Below are 18,871 nucleotides of genomic sequence, written 5' to 3'. Positions count from 1 at the left end.
GTCGGACGGCCCTTCAGCCGCCGATCGCCGACATGGGGCGGTCGGGCTGCAGGAAGGACGGGTCGTCCAGACCGGATCCGGCCTTTTTCCCCCACATCGCGAGGGTCCAGATGCGGGCGATCTCCTCGTCCGGCGCGTCCGAGCGCAGGGCGCCGCGCAGGTCGGTCTCCTCGCGGGCGAAGAGACAGGTGCGCACCTGGCCGTCGGCGGTGAGCCTGGTCCGGTCGCAGGCCCGGCAGAAGGGGCGGGTGACGGAGGCGATGACACCGACCCGGTGCGGGCCGCCGTCGACGATCCAGCGCTCGGCGGGGGCGGAGCCGCGCTCCCCATCGCCCTCCTCCGTGAGGTTGAAGCGGGTGCGCAGCGACCGGAGTATGTCGCCTGCCGTGATCATGCCGTCACGCTTCCAGCCGTGCTGGGCGTCCAGCGGCATCTGCTCGATGAAGCGGAGCTCGTAGTCGTTCTCCACGGCCCAGGCCAGCAGGTCGGGGGCCTCGTCGTCGTTGAGTCCCGGCATCAGGACGGTGTTGACCTTGACCGGGGTGAGCCCGGCGTCGCGGGCGGCTTCGAGGCCGGCCAGCACGTCGTGGTGGCGGTCGCGACGCGTGAGGGTCTTGAAGACGTCGGGGCGCAGGGTGTCCAGCGAGACGTTGACCCGGTCCAGCCCCGCGGCCTTGAGTGCGGCGGCGGTGCGCTTGAGACCGATGCCGTTGGTGGTGAGCGACATCCTGGGGCGCGGGGCGAGGGTCGCGCACCGCTCGACGATGGAGACGAGCCCGGGGCGCAGCAGCGGCTCGCCGCCGGTGAAGCGGACCTCCGTGATGCCGAGCCGGGTGACGGCGATGCCGATCAGCCGGACGATCTCGTCGTCACTGAGGAGGTCGGGCTTGGCCAGCCATTGCAGGCCCTCTTCCGGCATGCAGTACGTGCACCGCAGATTGCACCGGTCGGTCAGTGAGACGCGCAGGTCGGTGGCCACCCGGTCGTATGTGTCGATGAGCATGTGGGCCCCCTCCCTCACTTGCTTTCCGGGTGCCGAGTCCGCTCTTCCGGCCGGCCCTTCCGGCTGACTCTTCCGAGACTACGCGAGAGCTGTGACATCGGCGGGGCCCGTTTGGCACGAGGAGCGGCGTGGCCGTGTCGTAGGGTCCTACGACACGGCCACGGGACGGGGACCGTCCGGGGCGCCGCCCGCTCAGTGCGCTCCGACGCCGGTGAGGGACTTGACCTCCAGCTCGGCGTACTTGCCCTTGTCCGGCTCCTCCTTCGAGAGGAGGGAGCCGATCCAGCCGAGCAGGAAGCCCAGCGGGATGGAGATCAGGCCAGGGTTCTCCAGCGGGAACCAGGCGAAGTCGACGCCCTTGAACATCGACGTCTTCGGGTTGCCGGAGACGACCGGCGAGAACAGCACCAGGATCACCGAGCTGGCCAGACCGCCGTAGATCGACCACAGCGCGCCCTGGGTGGTGAACCGCTTCCAGAAGAGGCTGTAGAGGATGGTCGGCAGGTTGGCGGAGGCGGCGACGGCGAACGCCAGCGCCACCAGCCCGGCGACGTTCATGTCACGGGCGAAGGCGCCCAGGACGATCGCGACCGCGCCGATGAGGACGGTGGCCCAGCGCGCTGCCCGCATCTCCTCCTTCTCGGTGGCCTTCCCCTTGCGGATGACGTTGGCGTAGATGTCGTGCGCGAACGAGGACGAGGAGGCGAGGGTGAGTCCCGCGACGACGGCGAGGATGGTGGCGAAGGCGACCGCCGAGATCACGGCGAGCAGTACGGCGCCGCCGGTGGAGCCGACCCCGCCGAGGTATTCGGCGAGCTGCGGGGCGGCCGCGTTGCCGGCCGGGTTCTTCGCCTTGATCTCGTCGGGGCCGATGAGGGCCGCGGCGCCGAAGCCGAGGGCGATCGTCATCAGGTAGAAGGCGCCGATGATGCCGATGGCCCAGTTGACCGACTTACGGGCGGCCTTGGCGGTCGGCACCGTGTAGAAGCGGATCAGGATGTGCGGCAGGCCGGCGGTGCCGAGGACCAGCGCGATGCCCAGGGAGAGGAAGTCCAGCTTCGAGGTGCCGGTGGCGCCGTACTTGAGTCCGGGCTCCAGGAACGCCGCCCCGTGGCCGCTCTTCGCGGCGGCCGTGCCCAGCAGGTCGGAGATGTTGAAGTCGAACTTCAGCAGCACCAGGAAGGTCATCAGGAGGGCACCGGCGATCAGCAGTACGGCCTTGACCATCTGCACCCAGGTGGTGCCCTTCATGCCGCCGATGGTGACGTACACGATCATCAGTACGCCGACGAGGGCGACGATGAGGATCTTGCCCGCGTCGCTGGTGATGCCGAGGAGCAGGGAGACCAGGACGCCCGCGCCCGCCATCTGGGCCAGCAGGTAGAAGATCGAGACGACGATGGTGGAGACGCCGGAGGCGGTGCGGACGGGGCGCTGGCGCATCCGGTAGGCGAGGACGTCGCCCATCGTGTAGCGGCCCGAGTTGCGCAGCGGTTCGGCGACCAGCAGCAGGGCCACGAGCCAGGCGACGAGGAAGCCGATGGAGTACAGGAAGCCGTCGTAGCCGAAGAGGGCGATGGCCCCGGCGATGCCGAGGAACGACGCGGCGGACATGTAGTCGCCGGAGACCGCGAGTCCGTTCTGGAAGGCGGTGAACTGGCGGCCGCCCGCGTAGAAGTCGGAGGCGCTCTTGGTCTGCCGTCCGGCCCAGACGGTGATGCCCAGGGTCGCGGCGACGAACACGGCGAAGAGCGTGATGATCAGCGGCCGGTGCTCGGTGGTCGAGGAGGCGGCCAGCTGGAGGGCGGGGTGCGAGTGGTACGCGGCGCTCATGCGTCGGCCTCCATACGGGACTTGATGGCCTCGGCCTTCGGGTCGAGCTCGGCGGCTGCGTGCCGCGAGTAGAACCAGGCGATGAGGAAGGTGGTGACGAACTGGGCGAGGCCGAACACGAAGGCCACGTTGATGTTGCTGTAGACCTTGGTGCCCATGAAGCCGCCCGCGTAGTTGGACAGCAGCACGTAGAGCAGGTACCAGAGGACGAACGCGATGGTCAGCGGGAAGGCGAACGAACGGTACGCACGGCGCAGTTCACCGAACTCCCCGCTCTCCTGCACCGCGACGAACGCCTCGGTCGTGGGCTGGGCAGGGCGGGTGTCCGTACTGGCCTCGGGCGGCGGTGCATCGGTAGCCACGGAATCTCCTCGCGACGCGGGTGCGGTGGTGTCGGTGACGGTGGATCTCACAGGGAAAGCTCGGTATCGGGGGTGTCGGTGCACCTCCCCCGACAACGGCACGGAGAGCGCGGCGAAGCGGTTCACCGCTGGTCCGTACTTCTCCCGCGCGCCCTTTCGTGCCCTTCTCGACGAATCCGACCCCCCGAACTCATTGAAGAGCGGGGATGATCAGCGATAACTTCACTCGTCATGTACGCGACTGGATGCGCCCCGTGTCCGGTCGCCCGGCACGGATGATGTGGAGACCCCATGGCTCATCTGGGATCCAGACGGACGCGCGCACTCACGCTGCCCGTCGGATTGGCACTCACGGCTTCGCTCGGCTTCCTGCCGACGGCGGCCGCCTCTGCCGCACCCATGGACGCGCAGCCCACGGCTGCGGTGTCGACGGACGGCCCGAAGCTCTCGTACGTGGTCAACACGCGGAGCGGTCACGGGACCGTCAAGCAGGTGAAGAAGGCGATAGCCGCGGCCGGCGGCACGGTGGTGGTCGCCTACGAACAGATCGGCGTCATCGTCGTCCACTCGCAGAACCCGGACTTCGCGAATTCGATCCGCCGGGTCAAGGGTGTCGATTCGGCGGGGGCCACCCGCACCAACCCCATCGTTCCCCAGGCCACCACGGACACCGGGGAGGAGCAGCCGCTCACCGCCGCGCAGATGAGGGCCGCGGCGGCGGACGCGACGGCGGACCAGGACCCGATGGAGCCCCTCCAGTGGGACCTGCCCGCCATCAAGGCGGACCAGGCGCACAAGAAGACGCTGGGCAGCAGCAAGGTCACGGTCGCGGTCATCGACACGGGCGTCGACGACACCCACCCGGACCTGGCGCCGAACTTCGACCGCGGGGCATCGGCGAGCTGTGTCTCCGGGGCACCGGACACGACGGACGGCGCCTGGCGTTCGAAGCCCGACGAGAGCAACCACGGCACGCATGTCGCGGGCACCGTCGCCGCCGCGAAGAACGGCGTCGGGGTGACGGGCGTCGCGCCGGGCGTCAAGGTCGCCGGCATCAAGGTGGCGAACCCGGACGGCTTCTTCTACACCGAGTCGATCGTCTGCGGCTTCGTCTGGGCCGCCGAGCACGGCGTGGACGTCACCAACAACAGCTATTACACCGACCCGTGGATGTTCAACTGCAAGGACGACGCCGACCAGGGCGCCCTGGTCGAGGCCGTCGCGCGCGCCACGCGGTACGCGGAGCGCAGGGGCACGGTCAACATCGCCTCGGCCGGCAACAGCCGCTTCGACCTGGCCTCCGGCGCGATCGACGACACGACCAGCCCGAACGACACCACGGCCGTCACCCGGACGATCGACCCGCGCGAGTGCCTCGACATCCCGGCGATGCTGCCGGGCGTCGTGACGGTCTCCGCGACCGGCGCCAAGGGCCTGAAGGCCTCGTACTCGAACTACGGGAACGGTGTCATCGACGTCGCGGCCCCGGGCGGTGACTCCACGGCCTACCAGACGCCCGCCCCGCCGGCCACGAGCGGTCTGATCCTGTCCACGCTGCCGGACGGCAAGTACGGCTACAAGGCCGGTACGTCGATGGCCTCCCCGCATGTCGCGGGTGTCGCGGCCCTGATCAAGTCGACGCACCCGCACGCCTCGGCGGCCGTGGTGAAGGCGCTGCTGAGCGCCGAGGCCGACGCCACCGCGTGCGGTGCCCCGTACGACATCGACGGGGACGGCAAGATCGACGCCGTCTGCGAGGGCGACAAGAACCGCAACGGCTTCTACGGTGCCGGTGTGGTGAACGCGCTGAACGCGGTCCGCTGGTAGCGGGAACGCCGCGCGGCGGGAGGGCCCGGAGTCGCCGGACGGCCCCTCCCGCCGCCTTTCCCGGGCCGCTCCCGAGGCCACGCCCCGGGAGACGTGCCGCCGAACGGGACGCGAAAGCGGGAACCCAGCGCATCCAACACCGTTCGGGATGCGCCCAGCACACATGAGTGGGCCCAGGACCCACTCATGCACACTGGCCAGGAACGGTCCTTGCCTGCCTCAGCTGCTGGTACTCCGTTCACGGTACGCCCCGGGAGTGGCACCGCCCCATTTCGGCCCCGGTGCGAGCACTCCGACGGTCAGCAGGAACTGCGCCGCGATGTAGGTGAGCATGACCCAGAAGTCGGGGGCGGGCAGCTGCGGCCAGTCGGCGATGCCGGTGGCGATCAGCGCGTCGGAGAGCAGGAAGAGCACCCCGCCGGCGGCCGCGTACCGGCCGAAGGTGCCGGCGCGGTACGCCATCGCCGTGAGCAGCAGGCTGTAGCCGGCCATCGGGATCCGCATCTCTGCGGGCAGACCGGGCCAGAGCAGCGCGATGAAGGTGACCAGGACCGCGGCGTACACGATCCCGGCGGGCAGCGAGCCGCGGGCCCGTCCGAAGAGCCACAGGTAGCAGACGTGACCCGCCGCGAAGGAGCCCATCCCGACGAGGAAGGCGGCATCGGCGTCGGCCAGCAGGAAGGTGTCCCCGCCCCAGCCGAACAGGAGCGCGGCGATGAGCAGCCGGGGGCCGCGCCGGGCGGCGGCGTAGGCGGCCAGCAGCGGCATCAGCAGGGGCTTGGCGACGAGGTGGGCGACCGGGACATCGGCAAGAAGGCCGACGAGGTCGACGGCCGAGGCCACGAGGAAGGCGATGAACAGCGGGTGTACGAGACGCTCCCGCCGGCCCGGGACGGCGTCCGCGCTCATCCGGTGCGCTCCTGGACGGGGGCGGCCGCGGTGGCGCGCGTGCCGGCCGGCTGCCAGCCGGGCCCGCGGAAGATCCGCCCGGCCCGCTCGCTCCAGCTGCCCGCCGACCGTACGTCGCGGGCGATGGCGGCGTACTCGTGGGTGGCGACACGGAGCGGGTTGAAGGTGTCGATGTTCTTGGTGAGCCCGAACACGGGCCGCACGGTCTCGGGGGTGAAGGACCCGAAGATCCGGTCCCACAGGATCAGGATGCCGCCGAAGTTGCGGTCCAGGTAGCCGCCCTGCGAGGCGTGGTGCACCCGGTGGTGGGAGGGCGTGTTCAGTACGTACTCGAAGGGCCTGGGCAGCTTGTCGATGCGCTCCGTGTGCACCCAGAACTGGTACACGAGGTTCGCCGACGAGCAGAAGGCGAGCGCGGCCGGATGGACACCGCAGGCGATCATCGGCAGGTAGAACGGCCAGACGGTCAGCGAGGTCCAGGGCTGGCGCAGCGCGGTGGAGAGGTTGAACTTCCGGCTGGAGTGGTGGACCACATGGCAGGCCCAGAGGATCCGGATGACGTGGTGGCCGCGGTGGGACCAGTAGTAGAAGAAGTCCTGCGCGAGCAGCATCAGCAGAACGGTCCACCAGAGCACGGGGACGCGCAGTGGGGTCAGTTCGTGGACCACGGTGTAGATCGCGACGATGGGCACTTTCCACAGCAGGTCGAAGACCAGGCTGCCCAGCCCCATGGTGATGCTGGTGACGGCGTCCTTCGCCTCGTATCCGGCGGCGTCCTCGTCGGGATGGAAGTGGTGGAGGGCCATTTCCAGAACAGTGAGCAGGACGAAGGCCGGTATGGACCAGAGCACTACATCGGGCAGGTTCGACGGCATGCCAGCACCGTAGAGCCGCAGGTCGGCCCGGGACTAGACGTTGTTACCAACAAGTATGCGAGACATGGTGTCAGCAGTCTTTGGTGACTTCTGCCAATAGGGGCGACACACGATCCCTCCACCGAGGTGTCCAGGGGGAAGGAACCGCCGTGCAGGGGCTGGACGTTGCGCCGGTCCGACCGGCCACGACGGTGACGGGCTGCCGGAGCACGAGTGGCCGGCCGCCGTGGACGCGGTACGGGACACCTTCGCGGCGGCGGGCGAGCTGACGGCGGACCGGGTGTTCGCTGTGAACTCGGCCGCCCCGGCCGGTCTCGACGCGCTCACGATCTCCCTCGGCAGCGGGACGGAGGTCACCGGGGCCGGTCTCTTCCCGTCCGAGCGGATCGTACGGATCGACTGGAGCGCTCAGACCCCTACCGCGCCCAGCAGTTGCCCCGCCGCATAGGTGACCGCCATCGCCAGCGCTCCGCCGCCCATGTTCCGCAGCACCGCCGGCCCCGCCGCCGCTTCGCCCAGCCGTGCGCTCCACCAGCCCGTCAGCGCCAGCGCCGCCAGTACCGACAGCACGGTCACCAGCAGCCGCAGCGACGCCGGGGGCAGCACGATCGCCAGCAGCGGCAGCAGCGCGCCGACCGTGAACGCCAGGAAGCTCGCGCCCGCCGCGTGCCACGGGTTCGTCAGCTCGTCCGGGTCGATGCCCAGCTCGACCACCGCGTGGGCGCGCAGCGCATCGCGTTCGGTGAGCTGGAGGGCCGCCTCGCGGGCGACCTCGCGGCTCAGCCCCTTTCCCTCCAACAGGCCGGTCAGCTCGACGAGTTCCGCCTCGGGCGTCTCCGCCAGCTCCCGTTTCTCCGTCGCCAGCGCGGCCTTCTCGGAGTCGCGCTGGGTGGAGACCGAGACGTACTCCCCCGCCGCCATCGACATGGACCCGGCCAGCAGCCCGGCCAGGCCCGCCGTGAGCAGGGTTCCGCGGTCGCCGGTGGCACCGGCCACGCCGACGACCAGGCCCGCGGTGGAGACCACACCGTCATTGGCACCGAGGACCGCGGCGCGCAGCCAGTTCAGCCGTGCGCCCAGTCCGTTGCCGTGCGGTTCGCTGTGCGCCTGGATATCCGTCACCCGGGGATGGTCTCACCTCTCCACGTCACCAGACGCGTACCGACCCGCCCGGCGCGAAGGCGGGGCTGGTCGCGTCCGCCGGGATCTCCTTCAGGGGCTCGGCGATCTCCTCGGCCGTCGGGCCGACCTCGGCCGCGATGCGGTCGAGCGCCGCCAGGTCGAACCCGTAGACGCGCGCGGCGTTGCCGCCGACCATGGCCGCGATCTCCTCGGGCGGCAGGCCCGCGTACGCGATCCGCAGGCCCTCCCGGGAGTACGGGGCAGTGCCCTCGTCGTGCGGGTAGTCGCTGCCCCACATGATCTTGTCGAGGCCGATCCGGTCGCGCAGCGGCACCTCGTGGGGCCGCATGAAGCTGGCACCCACGTAGCAGTTCTCGCGCCAGACCTCACTCGGGCTCGCGCCCATCGAAGCGGCGAGCCCCGCACCGAATTTGGACTCGGCGGTGGATGCCCGGGTCGCCGCCGAAACCAGGCGGCCGTGGTAGTAGTCGAGCATCTCCACGACGCCCGGGATCCAGCCGGAGCCCTGTTCGGTGAGGACCAGTTTCAGCCCGGGGTGGCGGCGGAAGGCACCGCCGAAGACCAGGTGCCACAGCGCCCGGTGCGAGAACCAGGTCGTCTCCACCATGAAGACGGCGCGCGCCGCCGGTTCGTCGCCGAGCGGCGGGGAGGCGGAGCCGCCGTGGTGGTTGACCGGTACGTCGAGTTCCGCGCAGACCGCCCACAGCGGGTCGTACACCGGGGAGTACAGCTCCGGGATGCCCGCGCCGGGCGGGGCGCCGGGCAGCAGGATGCCGCCGGTGAGGCCCGCCTCCTTGGTGCGGCGGATCTCGCGGACCGCCTCGGCCGGGTCGTTGAGGAGGATCTGGGCGACGCCCGCCCGCCGGCCGGGCGCGGCCGCGCAGAAGTCGGCGAGCCAGCGGTTGTGGGCGCGCAGCCCCGCCCAGCGCTGTTCGTACTCCTGCCGGGAGGGCGCGGGGGCCATCAGGGAGGCGGAGGGGAAGAAGGGCGGGATGGTGTTGGGGAAGACGACTTCCGCGACAATGCCGTCCGCCTCCAGTTCGGCGAGGCGGCGCTCCGAGTTCCAGTTGCGGTCGGCGGTGTCGGCGACCAGGTCCTCGTACGGGTTGACGTAGGCCGCCGCCCAGGCGTCGAAGTCGTCGTGGTGCTTCGACTCCAGGTAGGGCTTGTAGTCCAGGAGGTCGGCGCCGGCATGGCAGTCGGCGGAGATGACGGTGTAGCGGTCCATCACGACACCCCCAGGACGGGGAAGTCGTGGTCGGTCAGCCAGTGCCGGCCCACTTCGCGCGAGCGCGCCCAGGAAGCCTCGACCGCGCTCTGGTCGGTGCTCTGGCCCAGGTCGGCGGGGGTGGGGCCGATGCGCTCGGCGATCGGGGCGAGCTTGTCCGTGTCGAAGCCGAAGACCTCGGCTGCGGCGAGGCCCAGCATGCGGCGGGTCTCGGCGACGGGGATGTCGTGGAAGGTGTCGCGCAGCCACTGGGCGGTGTTCGGCCAGGTGCCTTCGGGGTGCGGGAAGTCGCTGCCCCACAGGATGTTGTCGACGCCGATCTCGTACCGCTGGGCGAGTTCGCGGCGCTTGGTGTTCGTGGCGCAGATGAAGACCTGGCGGTCGAGGTACTCGTGCGGGGGCCGCTTCAGTTCGGCGAACGGGGAGAGTTTCTTGCCGCCGTGGGCGCCGAGGTAGAGCCGGTCCATGAACCAGAGGAGGTTCGGCAGCCACCAGCAGCCGGACTCGGCGACGCCGAACCTCAGCCCGGGGTGGCGTTCGAAGGCGCCCGACCAGAGCAGGAACCAGAGCGGGCGGGACGGCCACCAGGTGACCTCGGAGACGTAGATCCCGAGATGGTCGCCGTACTCGTGGCGCGGGGCCGCCCCGGAGTGCGTGACCACCGGCATCGCCGTCTCGGCGGCGGCCGCCCACACGGGGTCGTAACGGCGTTCGTGGTACGGGGCCCTGTCCACCCACATGGAGGGGATCATGAGCGCACCGAGTCCGGACTCCTTGGCCCGGTGGATCTCCGCGACGACCCGGTCGACCTCGCCGGTGACGGGCAACAGGGCGACCCCGCAGTGGCGTTCGGGGTTCTGCGAGACGAAGTCGGCGAGCCAGCGGTTGTGGGCCTGCGCGCCCGCCATGCCCAGTTCGGGGTCCTGATCGCCGGAGAGCCCGAGGCCCACGCCGAACGGGGCGGCGGTCCGGCTGTCGACAGCGTCCGCATCGGGGAAGACGACCTCGGCCGCCACCCCGTCGCCGTCCAGTTCCTTCAGGCGCCGGGCGGCGTCCCAACCACCCTTCAGGCCTTCCTCGTTGTCGTGGAACCACTTGTCGGCGAAGGCCTCGTTGCGTACGCCGAGGCGGGTCATCTCCTCGCGGCGGCGGTCGCGCCCGGCAAGGAAGTCGTCGAAGTCCCGGTGGAAGCGGGGGTCGAGATAAGGCCGGTACTCCTCTGTGGGCAGCCCGGCGTGGCAGTCGGAGGAGATGATCAGGTACGGGTCGTCGGTCATCGCTCGCTCCTCAGTCGAGTATGAAACTCTCCAGGTACGACGGGTTGGCCCGGTCGAGCATGGACTGCGACCTGTCGCGGATCTGCCGGTCGCTGTGCTCGCTGTCCGGCAGCATCCAGAAACGGTCGGCGCGTATCCCGTCCACGACGGTCCCCGCGACGTCCTCCACCGGGGTGAACTCCACCTCGTGGCCCGCCGCCCGCATGGCGGACTCCCACTGGTCGAGGCTGCGGTACGGAGTCCTGCGCGGGCGCTCCTTGGCATACCGCTCCGGCCGGTTGCGGTGCGACTCCCACAGTCCGGTACGGAGCATGTGCGGGCCGGGGAAGAGCACCGAGGCACCGACCGGCGCGCCCTCCGCCTTCAGATGTGCGTACAGCGACTCGGTCATCGTGACGACTGCGGACTTGGTGACCGCGTACACGGAGGCGGTCGGCAGCGGGGCGATCCCGCCGTCGCCGGACGAGGTGTTGACGACATGGCCGGGGCCGCCGTCCGCGATCATGCGCGGCACGAACGCCTGGATGCCGTGGAAGACACCCCAGACGTTGACCGCGAACGCCCACTCCCAGTCGTTCGGCTCGTGCTCCCACATCCGGCCCTCGGCCCCGGAACCGACACCGGCGTTGTTGCACAGCACATGCACAGCGCCGAAGGTGTCGTACGCGGCTTCGGCCAGAGCCTGCACGGAGTCGCGTTCACTGACGTCGACGGCGCGGGCCAGCACCTGCGCACCGTCCTGGCGCAATTCGCCCGCCGCTCTGCCGAGCGCGGCCTCCTCCACATCGGCGAGGACGACCCTCAGCCCCTCGGCAGCGAACCTGCGTGCCATCGCGAGGCCGATGCCGCTCGCGGCACCGGTGACGACGGCGACCTGGCCCTCCTCCAGTCTCATCGGACGCTCCCTTCCGGCGGGCCGTCGTGGATCTGCTGCGGGTCGTCGTAACGCTGGTGGATGTACGGCAGCAGGGCCTTTGCACTCACCCGCTCCACGGCCCTGCCCCGCTGGTCGCTGGTCTTCTCGCCGATGGTGAGGTCGACCAGCCGTCGTACGGGAAGATCGGCGACCGGGTCGTACCTCGACTCGCGCAGCACCACGTCGCCCGAGATGCGTTCCAGTCTGCGGACCTTCTCGTGACGGGTGCAGTGGATCAGGACGGGATCGGAGTCGAAGCCCTCGCCGTCCACCGCGGGCAGGAATTTGAAGTAGAAGTCGAGCTTGGCCGTCGGTCGGGGCAGCGGTAGCGATCCGCTGACCGCGCCGCGCACCTCCACGAACGCGATGCCGTGCCGGACGAGCGCGGCCCGGACGACGGGGCCGTCGCGTTCGACGGTCACCTCGCCGAGCTTCTTCGGTTCGCCGAACACCTCACGGCCGCCGATCAGCGCCCGCTCATGAGTCATCGGCATGACGAGCGGATACCAGCCCTCGTGGCCGTCGTGGACGGCGGCGACGGCGACGGAGCCCGCGCCGAGTGGGTAGCCGGGGAGTTCGACCGTACTGATGCCGGCCCGGACGAGCGGGCGCTGTGCGGGTTCGAGGGGCGGTGGGAGGACGGCCGCCACCGCGTCGGGGTCACTCTCCCAGAGGGCCACCACACCGGTGGACCAGATGTCGGGGAGTGTGGAGCGGGCCTCGCGGGCCGCCGTGATCTCGGCCTCGGTGCGTGCGCCGTACCGTACACATGCCATGCCGTACCACCCTTCTCGGTCGTCCGTGAATCGGTTCTCCGCGCCGGGTTCTATAACACTGTTACACCGACGTCGATGAAGGGTAAATAGGCATGCGGACAACGGAGTTCGAGAATCAAGGAGCACTGTGGCGCGATCGTCACTGACTCGCGAAGAGGTCCTGGAGACGGCCGCCGCCCTGGTGAAGCGGCACGGTCCGCAGGCCCTCACCATGCGCGCTCTCGCCGCGGAACTGGGCACCGCGGTGACGTCGATCTACTGGCACGTCGGCAATCGTGAATCGCTACTGGACGCCCTCGTCGAGCGCACCGTGCAGGAGATGGGCACCCTCCGCCCGGCCGGCCGGACCCCGGCGGCCCGCATCGTCTCCGTCGCCCGCGGCCTGCGCCGCCAACTGCGGGCCAGGCCGCACCTGATCGCGATGGTCCACGAACGAGGGCTCACCGAGCGGATGTTCCTCCCCGCGCAACAGGCCCTCGTCCACGAGGTGCACGCCGCGGGGCTGCGCGGGGCACGGGCGGCGGCAGCGGTGCGGGCGGTGCAGTTCCAGACCGTCGGCTTCCTGCTCGTCGAACGCAACCGGGAGCGGTCCCCCGTCCAGTCCCCCGGCGAGGGCGATCTGTGGACCGCGTCCGCCGCGGACGACGACCCGGCACTGGCCCGCGCACTGGCCCGGCCCGCCGACCCGGACCGGCTGTTCGCGGATTCCGTACGGGCCCTGGTGGAAGGGCTGCTGGCAGGCCCCCCACAACGGGGCGCGCGCCGCGGAACCGGCACGCAGGGGCGGGAGACGGCCGAATAGGAGACTGTCAGTCGCGGCCCGTATTCTCTGTGACCATGCTCGACGACCGTCAGACCGCAGCACCATGGCCGACCGCCTACCCGCAGGGGTACGCGGTCGTCGACGTGGAGACCACCGGACTCGCACGGGACGACCGGATAGTGTCCGCTGCCGTCTACCGCCTGGACGCGCAGGGCAATGTCGAGGACCACTGGTACACCCTCGTCAACCCCGAGCGCGATCCCGGCCCGGTCTGGATCCACGGCCTGACCAGTGATGTGCTCGAAGGTGCTCCGCTCTTCCCGGAGGTCGCCGCCCAGCTCTCCGAGCGGCTCGCGGACCGTGTCCTCGTCGCGCACAACGCGGCTTTCGACTGGTCGATGCTGGCCCGGGAGTACGCACGGGCCTCGGTCGTCGCCCCCGTCGAGCAGCGGCTGTGCACCATCGCGCTCTCCAAGGAGCTGCGGCTGCCGCTGCCCAACCACAAGCTGGAGTCGCTGGCCGCGCACTTCGGCGTGGTGCAGCAGCGTGCCCACCACGCCCTGGACGACGCCCGGGTGCTGGCCGAGGCGTTCCGGCCGAGTCTGCACGCGGCGGCGCGGGGCGGGGTGCGGCTGCCGTTGCTGGAGTGCCGGCCGCTGACCGAGTGGTCGGACTCCCCGGTCACACCGCGGATCGGCTACCAGCCTTCGTACGGTCAGAACAGCTGGCGGGCCTCGCGCAAGCGCCCGGCGTGCCCGTATCCGAACCCCGGGCGGTACGAGAAGGACAAGCCCCTCATGCAGGGCATGCGGGTGGCCTTCTCCGGGGACACCTCCATCGACCGCGAGCTGCTGGAGGACCGGGCCGTGGAGGCCGGGCTGCACGTGGCGACCAGCGTCTCCCGGCTGACCAGTCTGCTGGTCACCAACGACCCGGACGCGGCGACGTCGAAGACGGTCAAGGCCAAGTCGTTCGGCACCCCGATCCTGGACGAGAGCGCCTTCACCCACCTGCTGCGCGATGTGGCACCCTCGCCCGCTCAGGGTCCTTCGTCTGGATCAGGCCTGATCCAGACGAAAGACCCTGGGGTGCCCGCGCCGTCATCGGAGTGAACCGGCAGCGACTCGCCCGCCCGCCGCTCGCCCGCCGCCGCCCTCGCGTCCCACCCTGTGGCGCATGGCACGTTGCGAGGTTTGCGGAAACGACTACGGCATGTCCTTCGAGGTGCACGCGCAGGGCGCGGTGCACGTCTTCGACTGCTTTTCCTGCGCCATTCACCGCATGGCGCCCATCTGTGAGCACTGCCGGGTCCAGATCATCGGCCAGGGCGTCGAGGTCGACGGGCACTGGTTCTGCGGCGGTCACTGCGCCCGCGCCGAGGGGAAGGTGGGCATCATCGACAAAGTCTGACCGGCGGCCACCACACCCGCTTCCCCCACCCCTGCGCGATGCACCCCACGACACAGTTGTACGGTCGTGGGGTGTACCGCTTCCTGTTGACCCGGCAGTGGCTGATCCTCGCCCTCCTCGCCCTCGTCCTGATTCCCGCCATGGTCGAGCTGGGCTTCTGGCAGCTGCACCGGCATGAGCACAAGGTCGCGCAGAACTCTCTGATCTCCCGCAACCTCAAGGCGAAACCGGTTCCGGTCGCCTCGCTCACCACTCCGGGTCACACGGTGCCGCGCTCCGACTACTGGCGGACGGTGACGGCCACGGGTACGTACGACACCGCGCATCAGGTGGTCGTACGCCGCAGGACCTCCACCGACGGCCGGGTCGGCGTCCATGTGCTGATCCCGCTCGACCTCAAGGGCGGCGGCACGGTCCTGGTCAACCGCGGCTGGGTGCCCTCCGCCGACAGCCAGCGCGCCTTCCCCGAGGTGCCCGCCGTGCCCAGGGGCGAAGTGACCGTCACCGGACGGCTCAAGGCCGACGAGACGACGAGCGCCAGCGGTATCAAGGACATCTCGGACCTGCCGGACCGCCAGGTGATGCTGATCAGCAGCGCCCAGGAGGCCAAGAGGCTCTCCCGGCCGGTGCTCGGCGGCTACATCGAGCAGACCGCGCCCGAGCCCGTCGGCAACTCCCCGGAACTGATCGAGGCCCCCGACGACGGCTCGATCGGCCCGCACATGGCGTACGCCGTGCAGTGGTGGCTCTTCGCCGCCGGTGTCCCGGTCGGGTTCGTGGTCCTGGCCCGCAGGGAGAAGCGCGACCGGGTGGAGGCGGCGGCCAAGGCCGCTGCCGGGGAGCAGCAGCCGTCCGAACCGGAGAAGCCGGAACCGGCCACGGCCTGACACCGTTTCCGCCGGATGCGGGCCGGGGCGTTCCGGCCGGGTGACCCCCGCCGCCCGGGATTGCTTAACGAGGCCCAGGTTCGGGAACACGCCAGAACGTGACCCCACGCATCGAGGACTACGCCCTCATCGGCGATCTCCAGACAGCCGCCCTGGTCGGCAGAAACGGTTCTGTCGACTGGCTCTGTCTGCCCCGCTTCGACTCGGGCGCCTGCTTCGCCGCCCTGCTCGGCGACGAGGACAACGGCCACTGGCGGATCGCCCCGAAGGGGGCGGAGACCTGTACCCGGCGCAGCTACGCGGGTGACTCCCTGGTCCTGGAGACGTTCTGGGAGACCCGTACCGGCACGGTCAAGGTCATCGACTTCATGCCGCAGCGCGACCGGGAACCCGACGTGATGCGGATCATCGAGGGCATCAGCGGCACCGTCGAGATGAGCTCCGTGATCCGGCTGCGCTTCGACTTCGGCTCGGTCGTGCCGTGGGTGCGCCGCTCGCGGGGGCACCGGGTGGCGGTCGCGGGGCCGGACTCGGCCTGGCTGCGCAGCGAGCCGCCGGTCAAGACATGGGGCCAGCAGTTCTCCACCTGCTCGTCGTTCACCGTCTCCGCGGGCGAGCAGGTGGCGTTCGTGCTGACCTGGCATCCCTCGCAGTCGCCCCGTCCGGATCTGGTCGACCCGCACGAGGCGCTGAAGAACACCCTGTCCGACTGGGCGAAGTGGTCCGCCCGGTGCAAGTACCGGGGCCCTTACCGGGAAGCGGTGATCCGCTCGCTGATCACGCTGAAAGCGCTCACATTCGGCCCGACCGGCGGCATCGTGGCAGCGCCCACCACCTCGCTGCCGGAGGAGATCGGGGGCGTACGGAACTGGGACTACCGCTTCTGCTGGCTGCGGGACTCCACGCTGACCCTCGGCGCCCTCATCTCGGCCGGCTATCTGGAGGAGGCCGCCGCCTGGCGGGACTGGCTGCTGCGGGCGGTCGCCGGGGACCCGGCCGACCTCCAGATCATGTACGGCCTCGCGGGCGAACGCAGACTGCCCGAGGCGGAGCTGACGTGGCTGCGCGGATACGAGAACTCCGCCCCGGTCCGGATCGGCAACGCCGCGGTCCGCCAGCGCCAGCTCGATGTGTACGGGGAGGTCATCGACTCGTTGCGGCTCGCCCGCGAGGCGGGGCTGGACGACAAGCCGCACGCCTGGAGCCTCCAGCTCAGCCTGCTCGGCTTCCTGGAGTCCACCTGGCGCGAGCCGGACGAGGGGCTGTGGGAGATCCGCGGCCAGCGCCGTCATTTCGTGCACTCCAAGGTGATGGCCTGGGTCGCCGCCGACCGTGCCGTACGCACCCTGGAGAAGGACCCCTCGCTGGCCGGCGACGCCGACCGGTGGCGGGCGATGCGGGACGCCGTGCACCGGGAGGTGTGCGAGAAGGGCTACGACCCGGAGCGGAACACCTTCACGCAGTCCTACGGCTCACGGAACCTGGACGCCGCGACGCTGCTGATCGCCCGGACCGGTTTTCTGCCGCCGGACGATCCCCGGATGGTCGGCACGGTCGACGCGGTCCGGGCCGAGCTGGGCAGGGGCTGCCTGGTCCGCCGCTACAGCACGGACGGCGCCTCGATCGACGGACTGCCCGGCAGCGAAGGGGCCTTCCTGGCGTGCTCCTTCTGGCTGGCCGACGCCCTGCGCCTGACCGGGCGCGCCGAGGAGGCCAGGGATCTCTTCGAGCAGCTCCTGGAGCTCCGTAACGATGTGGGGCTGCTCGCCGAGGAGTACGACACCGTCAGGCACCGTCAGCTGGGCAACTTCCCGCAGGCGTTCAGCCACGTCGGCCTCGTGGGCACCGCCATGGCACTGGCCGGGGAGGACACGCTGGAGCCCGACGCGGCAGGATAGGGGCCATGGATCTTGGACTGAAGGACCGCGTGTACATCGTCACCGGAGCGACCCGGGGGCTGGGCAACGCCACGGCGCGGGTGCTCGCCGACGACGGGGCGCGGGTGATCATCACCGGCCGGGACGAGCAGCGTGCCGAGGCGGCCGCCGCCGAGATCGGGCCGGACGTGGTCGGCCTCGGCGCCGACAACGCCGACCCCGCGTCCGCGCGGCTTCTGGTGGACGCGGCGCAGGAGCGGTTCGGGCGGCTCGACGGCATTCTCATCAGCGTCGGCGGGCCGGCCCCCGGTTTCCTCGCCGACAACACCGACGAGCAGTGGCAGTCGGCCTTCGAGTCGGTGTTCCTGGGCGCGGTACGTCTGGCCAGGGCGGCGGCGGCCGTGCTGGGCGAGGGCGGTGTGATCGGCTTCGTGCTCTCCGGCTCCGTGCACGAGCCGATCGGCGGGCTGACCATATCCAACGGTCTGCGTCCGGGCCTGGCCGGGTTCGCCAAGTCCCTGGCCGACGAGCTCGGTCCCCGCGGCATCCGGGTGGTGGGCGTGCTGCCTTCCCGGATCGACACGGACCGGGTGCGTGAACTGGATGCCCTCTCGGGTGACGCGGAGGCCTCGCGGACGGCCAACGAGGCACGGATTCCGCTGCGCCGCTACGGCACGCCGGAGGAGTTCGGCCGGACCGCGGCGTTCCTGCTCTCGCCCGCGGCGTCGTATCTGACGGGCATCATGCTGCCGGTCGACGGCGGCTCCCGGCACGGCTTCTGAACCGGAGCCCGTCCCCGGTCGACGGTCAGGCGCCGTCCGGCGGCCGGGAGAGCCGCGGCACCGGCCGTCAGCTCACCCGCTCCGCACGGTGCTTGACCGCCCGCAGCCGCACCTCGGCCGGCAGCTCGGCCAGCCCCGCCGAATCCCGCGCATGGGCCAGCGCCTCGTCGGTGAGGCGGCCGAGCGCCTCGTCCGGCGCCGCGTGCGGCTCCATCAGCAGCCGGATCCTGGCCTGCGGCGAGGCGCGCCGGCCGGTCAGCGCGACCTGGGCTCGGGCCACCCCGTCCAGCGTCCCCGCCTCTCCGGCGAGCACCCCTTCCAGGGCCCGGCCCCGCAGCAGCGCCCCCTCGCCGTCGCCGCTGTCCACCAGCACCTCGGCGAGGCGGGCGCGGCGCAGCTGGGCCAGCAGCCACCACAGGGCGAGGACGACCAGGACGGCGAGGGCGGCGATGACCGTCGGCCACCACCAGCCCTGGTCGCGCCAGCGGTTCCGGTCGGCCGCGCTGATGAGCACATCACTCCCGCCGTACCAGGGCCACCAGGACGGCACCGAGAGGCCGAGACCGGCGGCGAGCACCGCGCCGCCGCCGCAGATCAGTACCAGCCCGGCCAGGCCGAGCAGTACCCGGTTGACGGTTCTGAGCAACGGGCTCACCCCTTCTTCGTGGGCCGGCGGACATACACGGACAGTCTCGGCGGCCTGGCCAGCCCCAGCTCCCTGATGCCGGTCCCGAGCACGGTGTCCAGATCGGCCCGTACGTCGTCGAGTTCACGGAAGTGCGACACGGCGCGCACCACCGCCCTGCTCCGGCCCATCCGGACCCGCACCGACTGCACTCCGGACACCTCGACGGCCCGGTCGCGCAGGACCAGTGCGGCCGCGGACCGGTCGAGGGCGGCCCGTACGCCGGGGCGGTCGCGGCGCATCGGCAGCAGGCCGCGGAGTCCGGGTGTGAGGGCGAGCACGAGCAGCCACAGACCGACCGCCGCGGCTGCCGCGGCG

General features: G+C 70.9%; 20 protein-coding genes. 8 read left to right on the top strand and 12 right to left on the bottom strand.

Annotated elements, in window-relative coordinates; genetic code table 11:
* Window positions 1-13: 13 nt before the first annotated feature.
* The 3 genes from moaA to ABZY11_RS18080 all read right to left on the bottom strand — a co-directional run bounded on the left by moaA (window position 14) and on the right by ABZY11_RS18080 (window position 3,198).
* Window positions 14-1,003, bottom strand: coding sequence for a GTP 3',8-cyclase MoaA (moaA, locus tag ABZY11_RS18090; RefSeq protein ID WP_356480061.1), 990 nt, complete (start codon window positions 1,001-1,003; stop codon window positions 14-16).
* Window positions 1,004-1,195: 192 nt separating this feature from the next.
* Window positions 1,196-2,836 (bottom strand): cation acetate symporter, encoded by a 1,641-nt coding sequence (locus ABZY11_RS18085; RefSeq protein WP_356480060.1) that lies wholly within the window; start codon window positions 2,834-2,836, stop codon window positions 1,196-1,198.
* A complete protein-coding gene (locus ABZY11_RS18080; RefSeq protein WP_356480059.1) occupies window positions 2,833-3,198 on the bottom strand; it encodes a DUF485 domain-containing protein in 366 nt (121 codons plus the stop codon). The genes ABZY11_RS18085 and ABZY11_RS18080 overlap by 4 nt, the downstream gene beginning before the upstream one ends.
* 291 nt (window positions 3,199-3,489) lie before the next feature.
* Between ABZY11_RS18080 and ABZY11_RS18075 the strand changes: the two genes are divergently transcribed.
* Window positions 3,490-5,025, top strand: a complete 1,536-nt coding sequence (locus ABZY11_RS18075; RefSeq protein WP_356480058.1) for a S8 family serine peptidase — start codon at window positions 3,490-3,492, stop codon at window positions 5,023-5,025.
* A 219-nt stretch (window positions 5,026-5,244) separates the two neighbouring features.
* On the opposite strand, the gene ABZY11_RS18070 is transcribed toward ABZY11_RS18075, so the two are convergent.
* A complete protein-coding gene (locus ABZY11_RS18070) occupies window positions 5,245-5,934 on the bottom strand; it encodes a lysoplasmalogenase (protein ID WP_356480057.1) in 690 nt (229 codons plus the stop codon).
* On the bottom strand, window positions 5,931-6,809 hold the full coding sequence (locus tag ABZY11_RS18065; RefSeq protein WP_356480056.1) for a sterol desaturase family protein: 879 nt from the start codon (window positions 6,807-6,809) through the stop codon (window positions 5,931-5,933). Before ABZY11_RS18065 ends, ABZY11_RS18070 begins: the two co-directional genes overlap by 4 nt.
* Window positions 6,810-7,035: 226 nt before the next feature.
* Between ABZY11_RS18065 and ABZY11_RS18060 the strand changes: the two genes are divergently transcribed.
* Complete coding sequence (locus ABZY11_RS18060; RefSeq protein ID WP_356480055.1) at window positions 7,036-7,257, top strand: hypothetical protein; 222 nt, start codon at window positions 7,036-7,038, stop codon at window positions 7,255-7,257.
* Here the strand turns inward: ABZY11_RS18060 and ABZY11_RS18055 are convergent.
* Genes ABZY11_RS18055 through ABZY11_RS18035 form a run of 5 tightly spaced genes read right to left on the bottom strand, consistent with a single transcriptional unit; the run spans window position 7,218 to window position 12,149 of the window.
* Window positions 7,218-7,931: a VIT family protein gene (locus ABZY11_RS18055; protein WP_356480054.1), complete on the bottom strand. Its 714-nt coding sequence runs from the start codon at window positions 7,929-7,931 to the stop codon at window positions 7,218-7,220. The genes ABZY11_RS18060 and ABZY11_RS18055 overlap by 40 nt on opposite strands.
* Window positions 7,932-7,956: 25 nt before the next feature.
* Window positions 7,957-9,180, bottom strand: a complete 1,224-nt coding sequence (locus tag ABZY11_RS18050; protein ID WP_356480053.1) for an amidohydrolase family protein — start codon at window positions 9,178-9,180, stop codon at window positions 7,957-7,959.
* Entirely contained in the window at window positions 9,180-10,457 is a 1,278-nt protein-coding gene (locus ABZY11_RS18045) for an amidohydrolase family protein (protein ID WP_356480052.1), read from the bottom strand. The genes ABZY11_RS18050 and ABZY11_RS18045 overlap by 1 nt, the downstream gene beginning before the upstream one ends.
* Before the next feature lie 10 nt (window positions 10,458-10,467).
* On the bottom strand, window positions 10,468-11,352 hold the full coding sequence (locus ABZY11_RS18040) for an SDR family NAD(P)-dependent oxidoreductase (RefSeq protein WP_356480051.1): 885 nt from the start codon (window positions 11,350-11,352) through the stop codon (window positions 10,468-10,470).
* On the bottom strand, window positions 11,349-12,149 hold the full coding sequence (locus ABZY11_RS18035; RefSeq protein ID WP_356480050.1) for an acetoacetate decarboxylase family protein: 801 nt from the start codon (window positions 12,147-12,149) through the stop codon (window positions 11,349-11,351). The genes ABZY11_RS18040 and ABZY11_RS18035 overlap by 4 nt, the downstream gene beginning before the upstream one ends.
* A gap of 127 nt (window positions 12,150-12,276) precedes the next feature.
* Between ABZY11_RS18035 and ABZY11_RS18030 the strand changes: the two genes are divergently transcribed.
* The 6 genes from ABZY11_RS18030 (at window position 12,277) to ABZY11_RS18005 (ending at window position 17,868) form a co-directional block, all read left to right on the top strand.
* Entirely contained in the window at window positions 12,277-12,951 is a 675-nt protein-coding gene (locus tag ABZY11_RS18030; protein WP_356480049.1) for a TetR family transcriptional regulator, read from the top strand.
* A gap of 29 nt (window positions 12,952-12,980) precedes the next feature.
* Entirely contained in the window at window positions 12,981-14,024 is a 1,044-nt protein-coding gene (locus ABZY11_RS18025) for a DEDDh family exonuclease (RefSeq protein ID WP_356480048.1), read from the top strand.
* A 64-nt stretch (window positions 14,025-14,088) separates the two neighbouring features.
* Entirely contained in the window at window positions 14,089-14,322 is a 234-nt protein-coding gene (locus ABZY11_RS18020; RefSeq protein ID WP_072482991.1) for a hypothetical protein, read from the top strand.
* 71 nt (window positions 14,323-14,393) lie between these two features.
* Complete coding sequence (locus ABZY11_RS18015; RefSeq protein WP_356480047.1) at window positions 14,394-15,209, top strand: SURF1 family protein; 816 nt, start codon at window positions 14,394-14,396, stop codon at window positions 15,207-15,209.
* Window positions 15,210-15,307: 98 nt separating this feature from the next.
* Window positions 15,308-17,107 carry a glycoside hydrolase family 15 protein gene (locus tag ABZY11_RS18010; protein ID WP_356480046.1) on the top strand — a complete coding sequence of 600 codons (1,800 nt, stop codon included), beginning with the start codon at window positions 15,308-15,310 and terminating at the stop codon, window positions 17,105-17,107.
* 5 nt (window positions 17,108-17,112) lie between these two features.
* Window positions 17,113-17,868, top strand: a complete 756-nt coding sequence (locus tag ABZY11_RS18005) for an SDR family oxidoreductase (RefSeq protein WP_356480045.1) — start codon at window positions 17,113-17,115, stop codon at window positions 17,866-17,868.
* A 67-nt stretch (window positions 17,869-17,935) separates the two neighbouring features.
* On the opposite strand, the gene amaP is transcribed toward ABZY11_RS18005, so the two are convergent.
* Window positions 17,936-18,523: an alkaline shock response membrane anchor protein AmaP gene (gene amaP / locus ABZY11_RS18000; RefSeq protein WP_356480044.1), complete on the bottom strand. Its 588-nt coding sequence runs from the start codon at window positions 18,521-18,523 to the stop codon at window positions 17,936-17,938.
* Window positions 18,520-18,871, bottom strand: a 352-nt coding sequence (locus tag ABZY11_RS17995) for a DUF6286 domain-containing protein (RefSeq protein ID WP_356480043.1), incomplete at its 5' end; no start/stop codon positions are given. The genes amaP and ABZY11_RS17995, both read right to left, overlap by 4 nt.

It is taken from the genome of Streptomyces sp. NPDC006510 (assembly GCF_040611955.1).
GTDB lineage: Bacteria > Actinomycetota > Actinomycetes > Streptomycetales > Streptomycetaceae > Streptomyces.
Note: the sequence above shows the minus strand (reverse complement) of the source record. Positions and strands in the feature narration are given on the sequence as shown.

What these genes read in the sequence shown, in the direction of transcription:
- moaA (WP_356480061.1), bottom strand. Translation starts at nt 1,003, where the DNA reads ATGCTCATCGACACATACGACCGGGTGGCCACCGACCTGCGCGTCTCA.
- ABZY11_RS18085 (WP_356480060.1), bottom strand. Translation starts at nt 2,836, where the DNA reads ATGAGCGCCGCGTACCACTCGCACCCCGCCCTCCAGCTGGCCGCCTCC.
- ABZY11_RS18075 (WP_356480058.1), top strand. Translation starts at nt 3,490, where the DNA reads ATGGCTCATCTGGGATCCAGACGGACGCGCGCACTCACGCTGCCCGTC.
- ABZY11_RS18070 (WP_356480057.1), bottom strand. Translation starts at nt 5,934, where the DNA reads ATGAGCGCGGACGCCGTCCCGGGCCGGCGGGAGCGTCTCGTACACCCG.
- ABZY11_RS18065 (WP_356480056.1), bottom strand. Translation starts at nt 6,809, where the DNA reads ATGCCGTCGAACCTGCCCGATGTAGTGCTCTGGTCCATACCGGCCTTC.
- ABZY11_RS18050 (WP_356480053.1), bottom strand. Translation starts at nt 9,180, where the DNA reads ATGGACCGCTACACCGTCATCTCCGCCGACTGCCATGCCGGCGCCGAC.
- ABZY11_RS18045 (WP_356480052.1), bottom strand. Translation starts at nt 10,457, where the DNA reads ATGACCGACGACCCGTACCTGATCATCTCCTCCGACTGCCACGCCGGG.
- ABZY11_RS18040 (WP_356480051.1), bottom strand. Translation starts at nt 11,352, where the DNA reads ATGAGACTGGAGGAGGGCCAGGTCGCCGTCGTCACCGGTGCCGCGAGC.
- ABZY11_RS18035 (WP_356480050.1), bottom strand. Translation starts at nt 12,149, where the DNA reads ATGGCATGTGTACGGTACGGCGCACGCACCGAGGCCGAGATCACGGCG.
- ABZY11_RS18020 (WP_072482991.1), top strand. Translation starts at nt 14,089, where the DNA reads ATGGCACGTTGCGAGGTTTGCGGAAACGACTACGGCATGTCCTTCGAG.
- ABZY11_RS18005 (WP_356480045.1), top strand. Translation starts at nt 17,113, where the DNA reads ATGGATCTTGGACTGAAGGACCGCGTGTACATCGTCACCGGAGCGACC.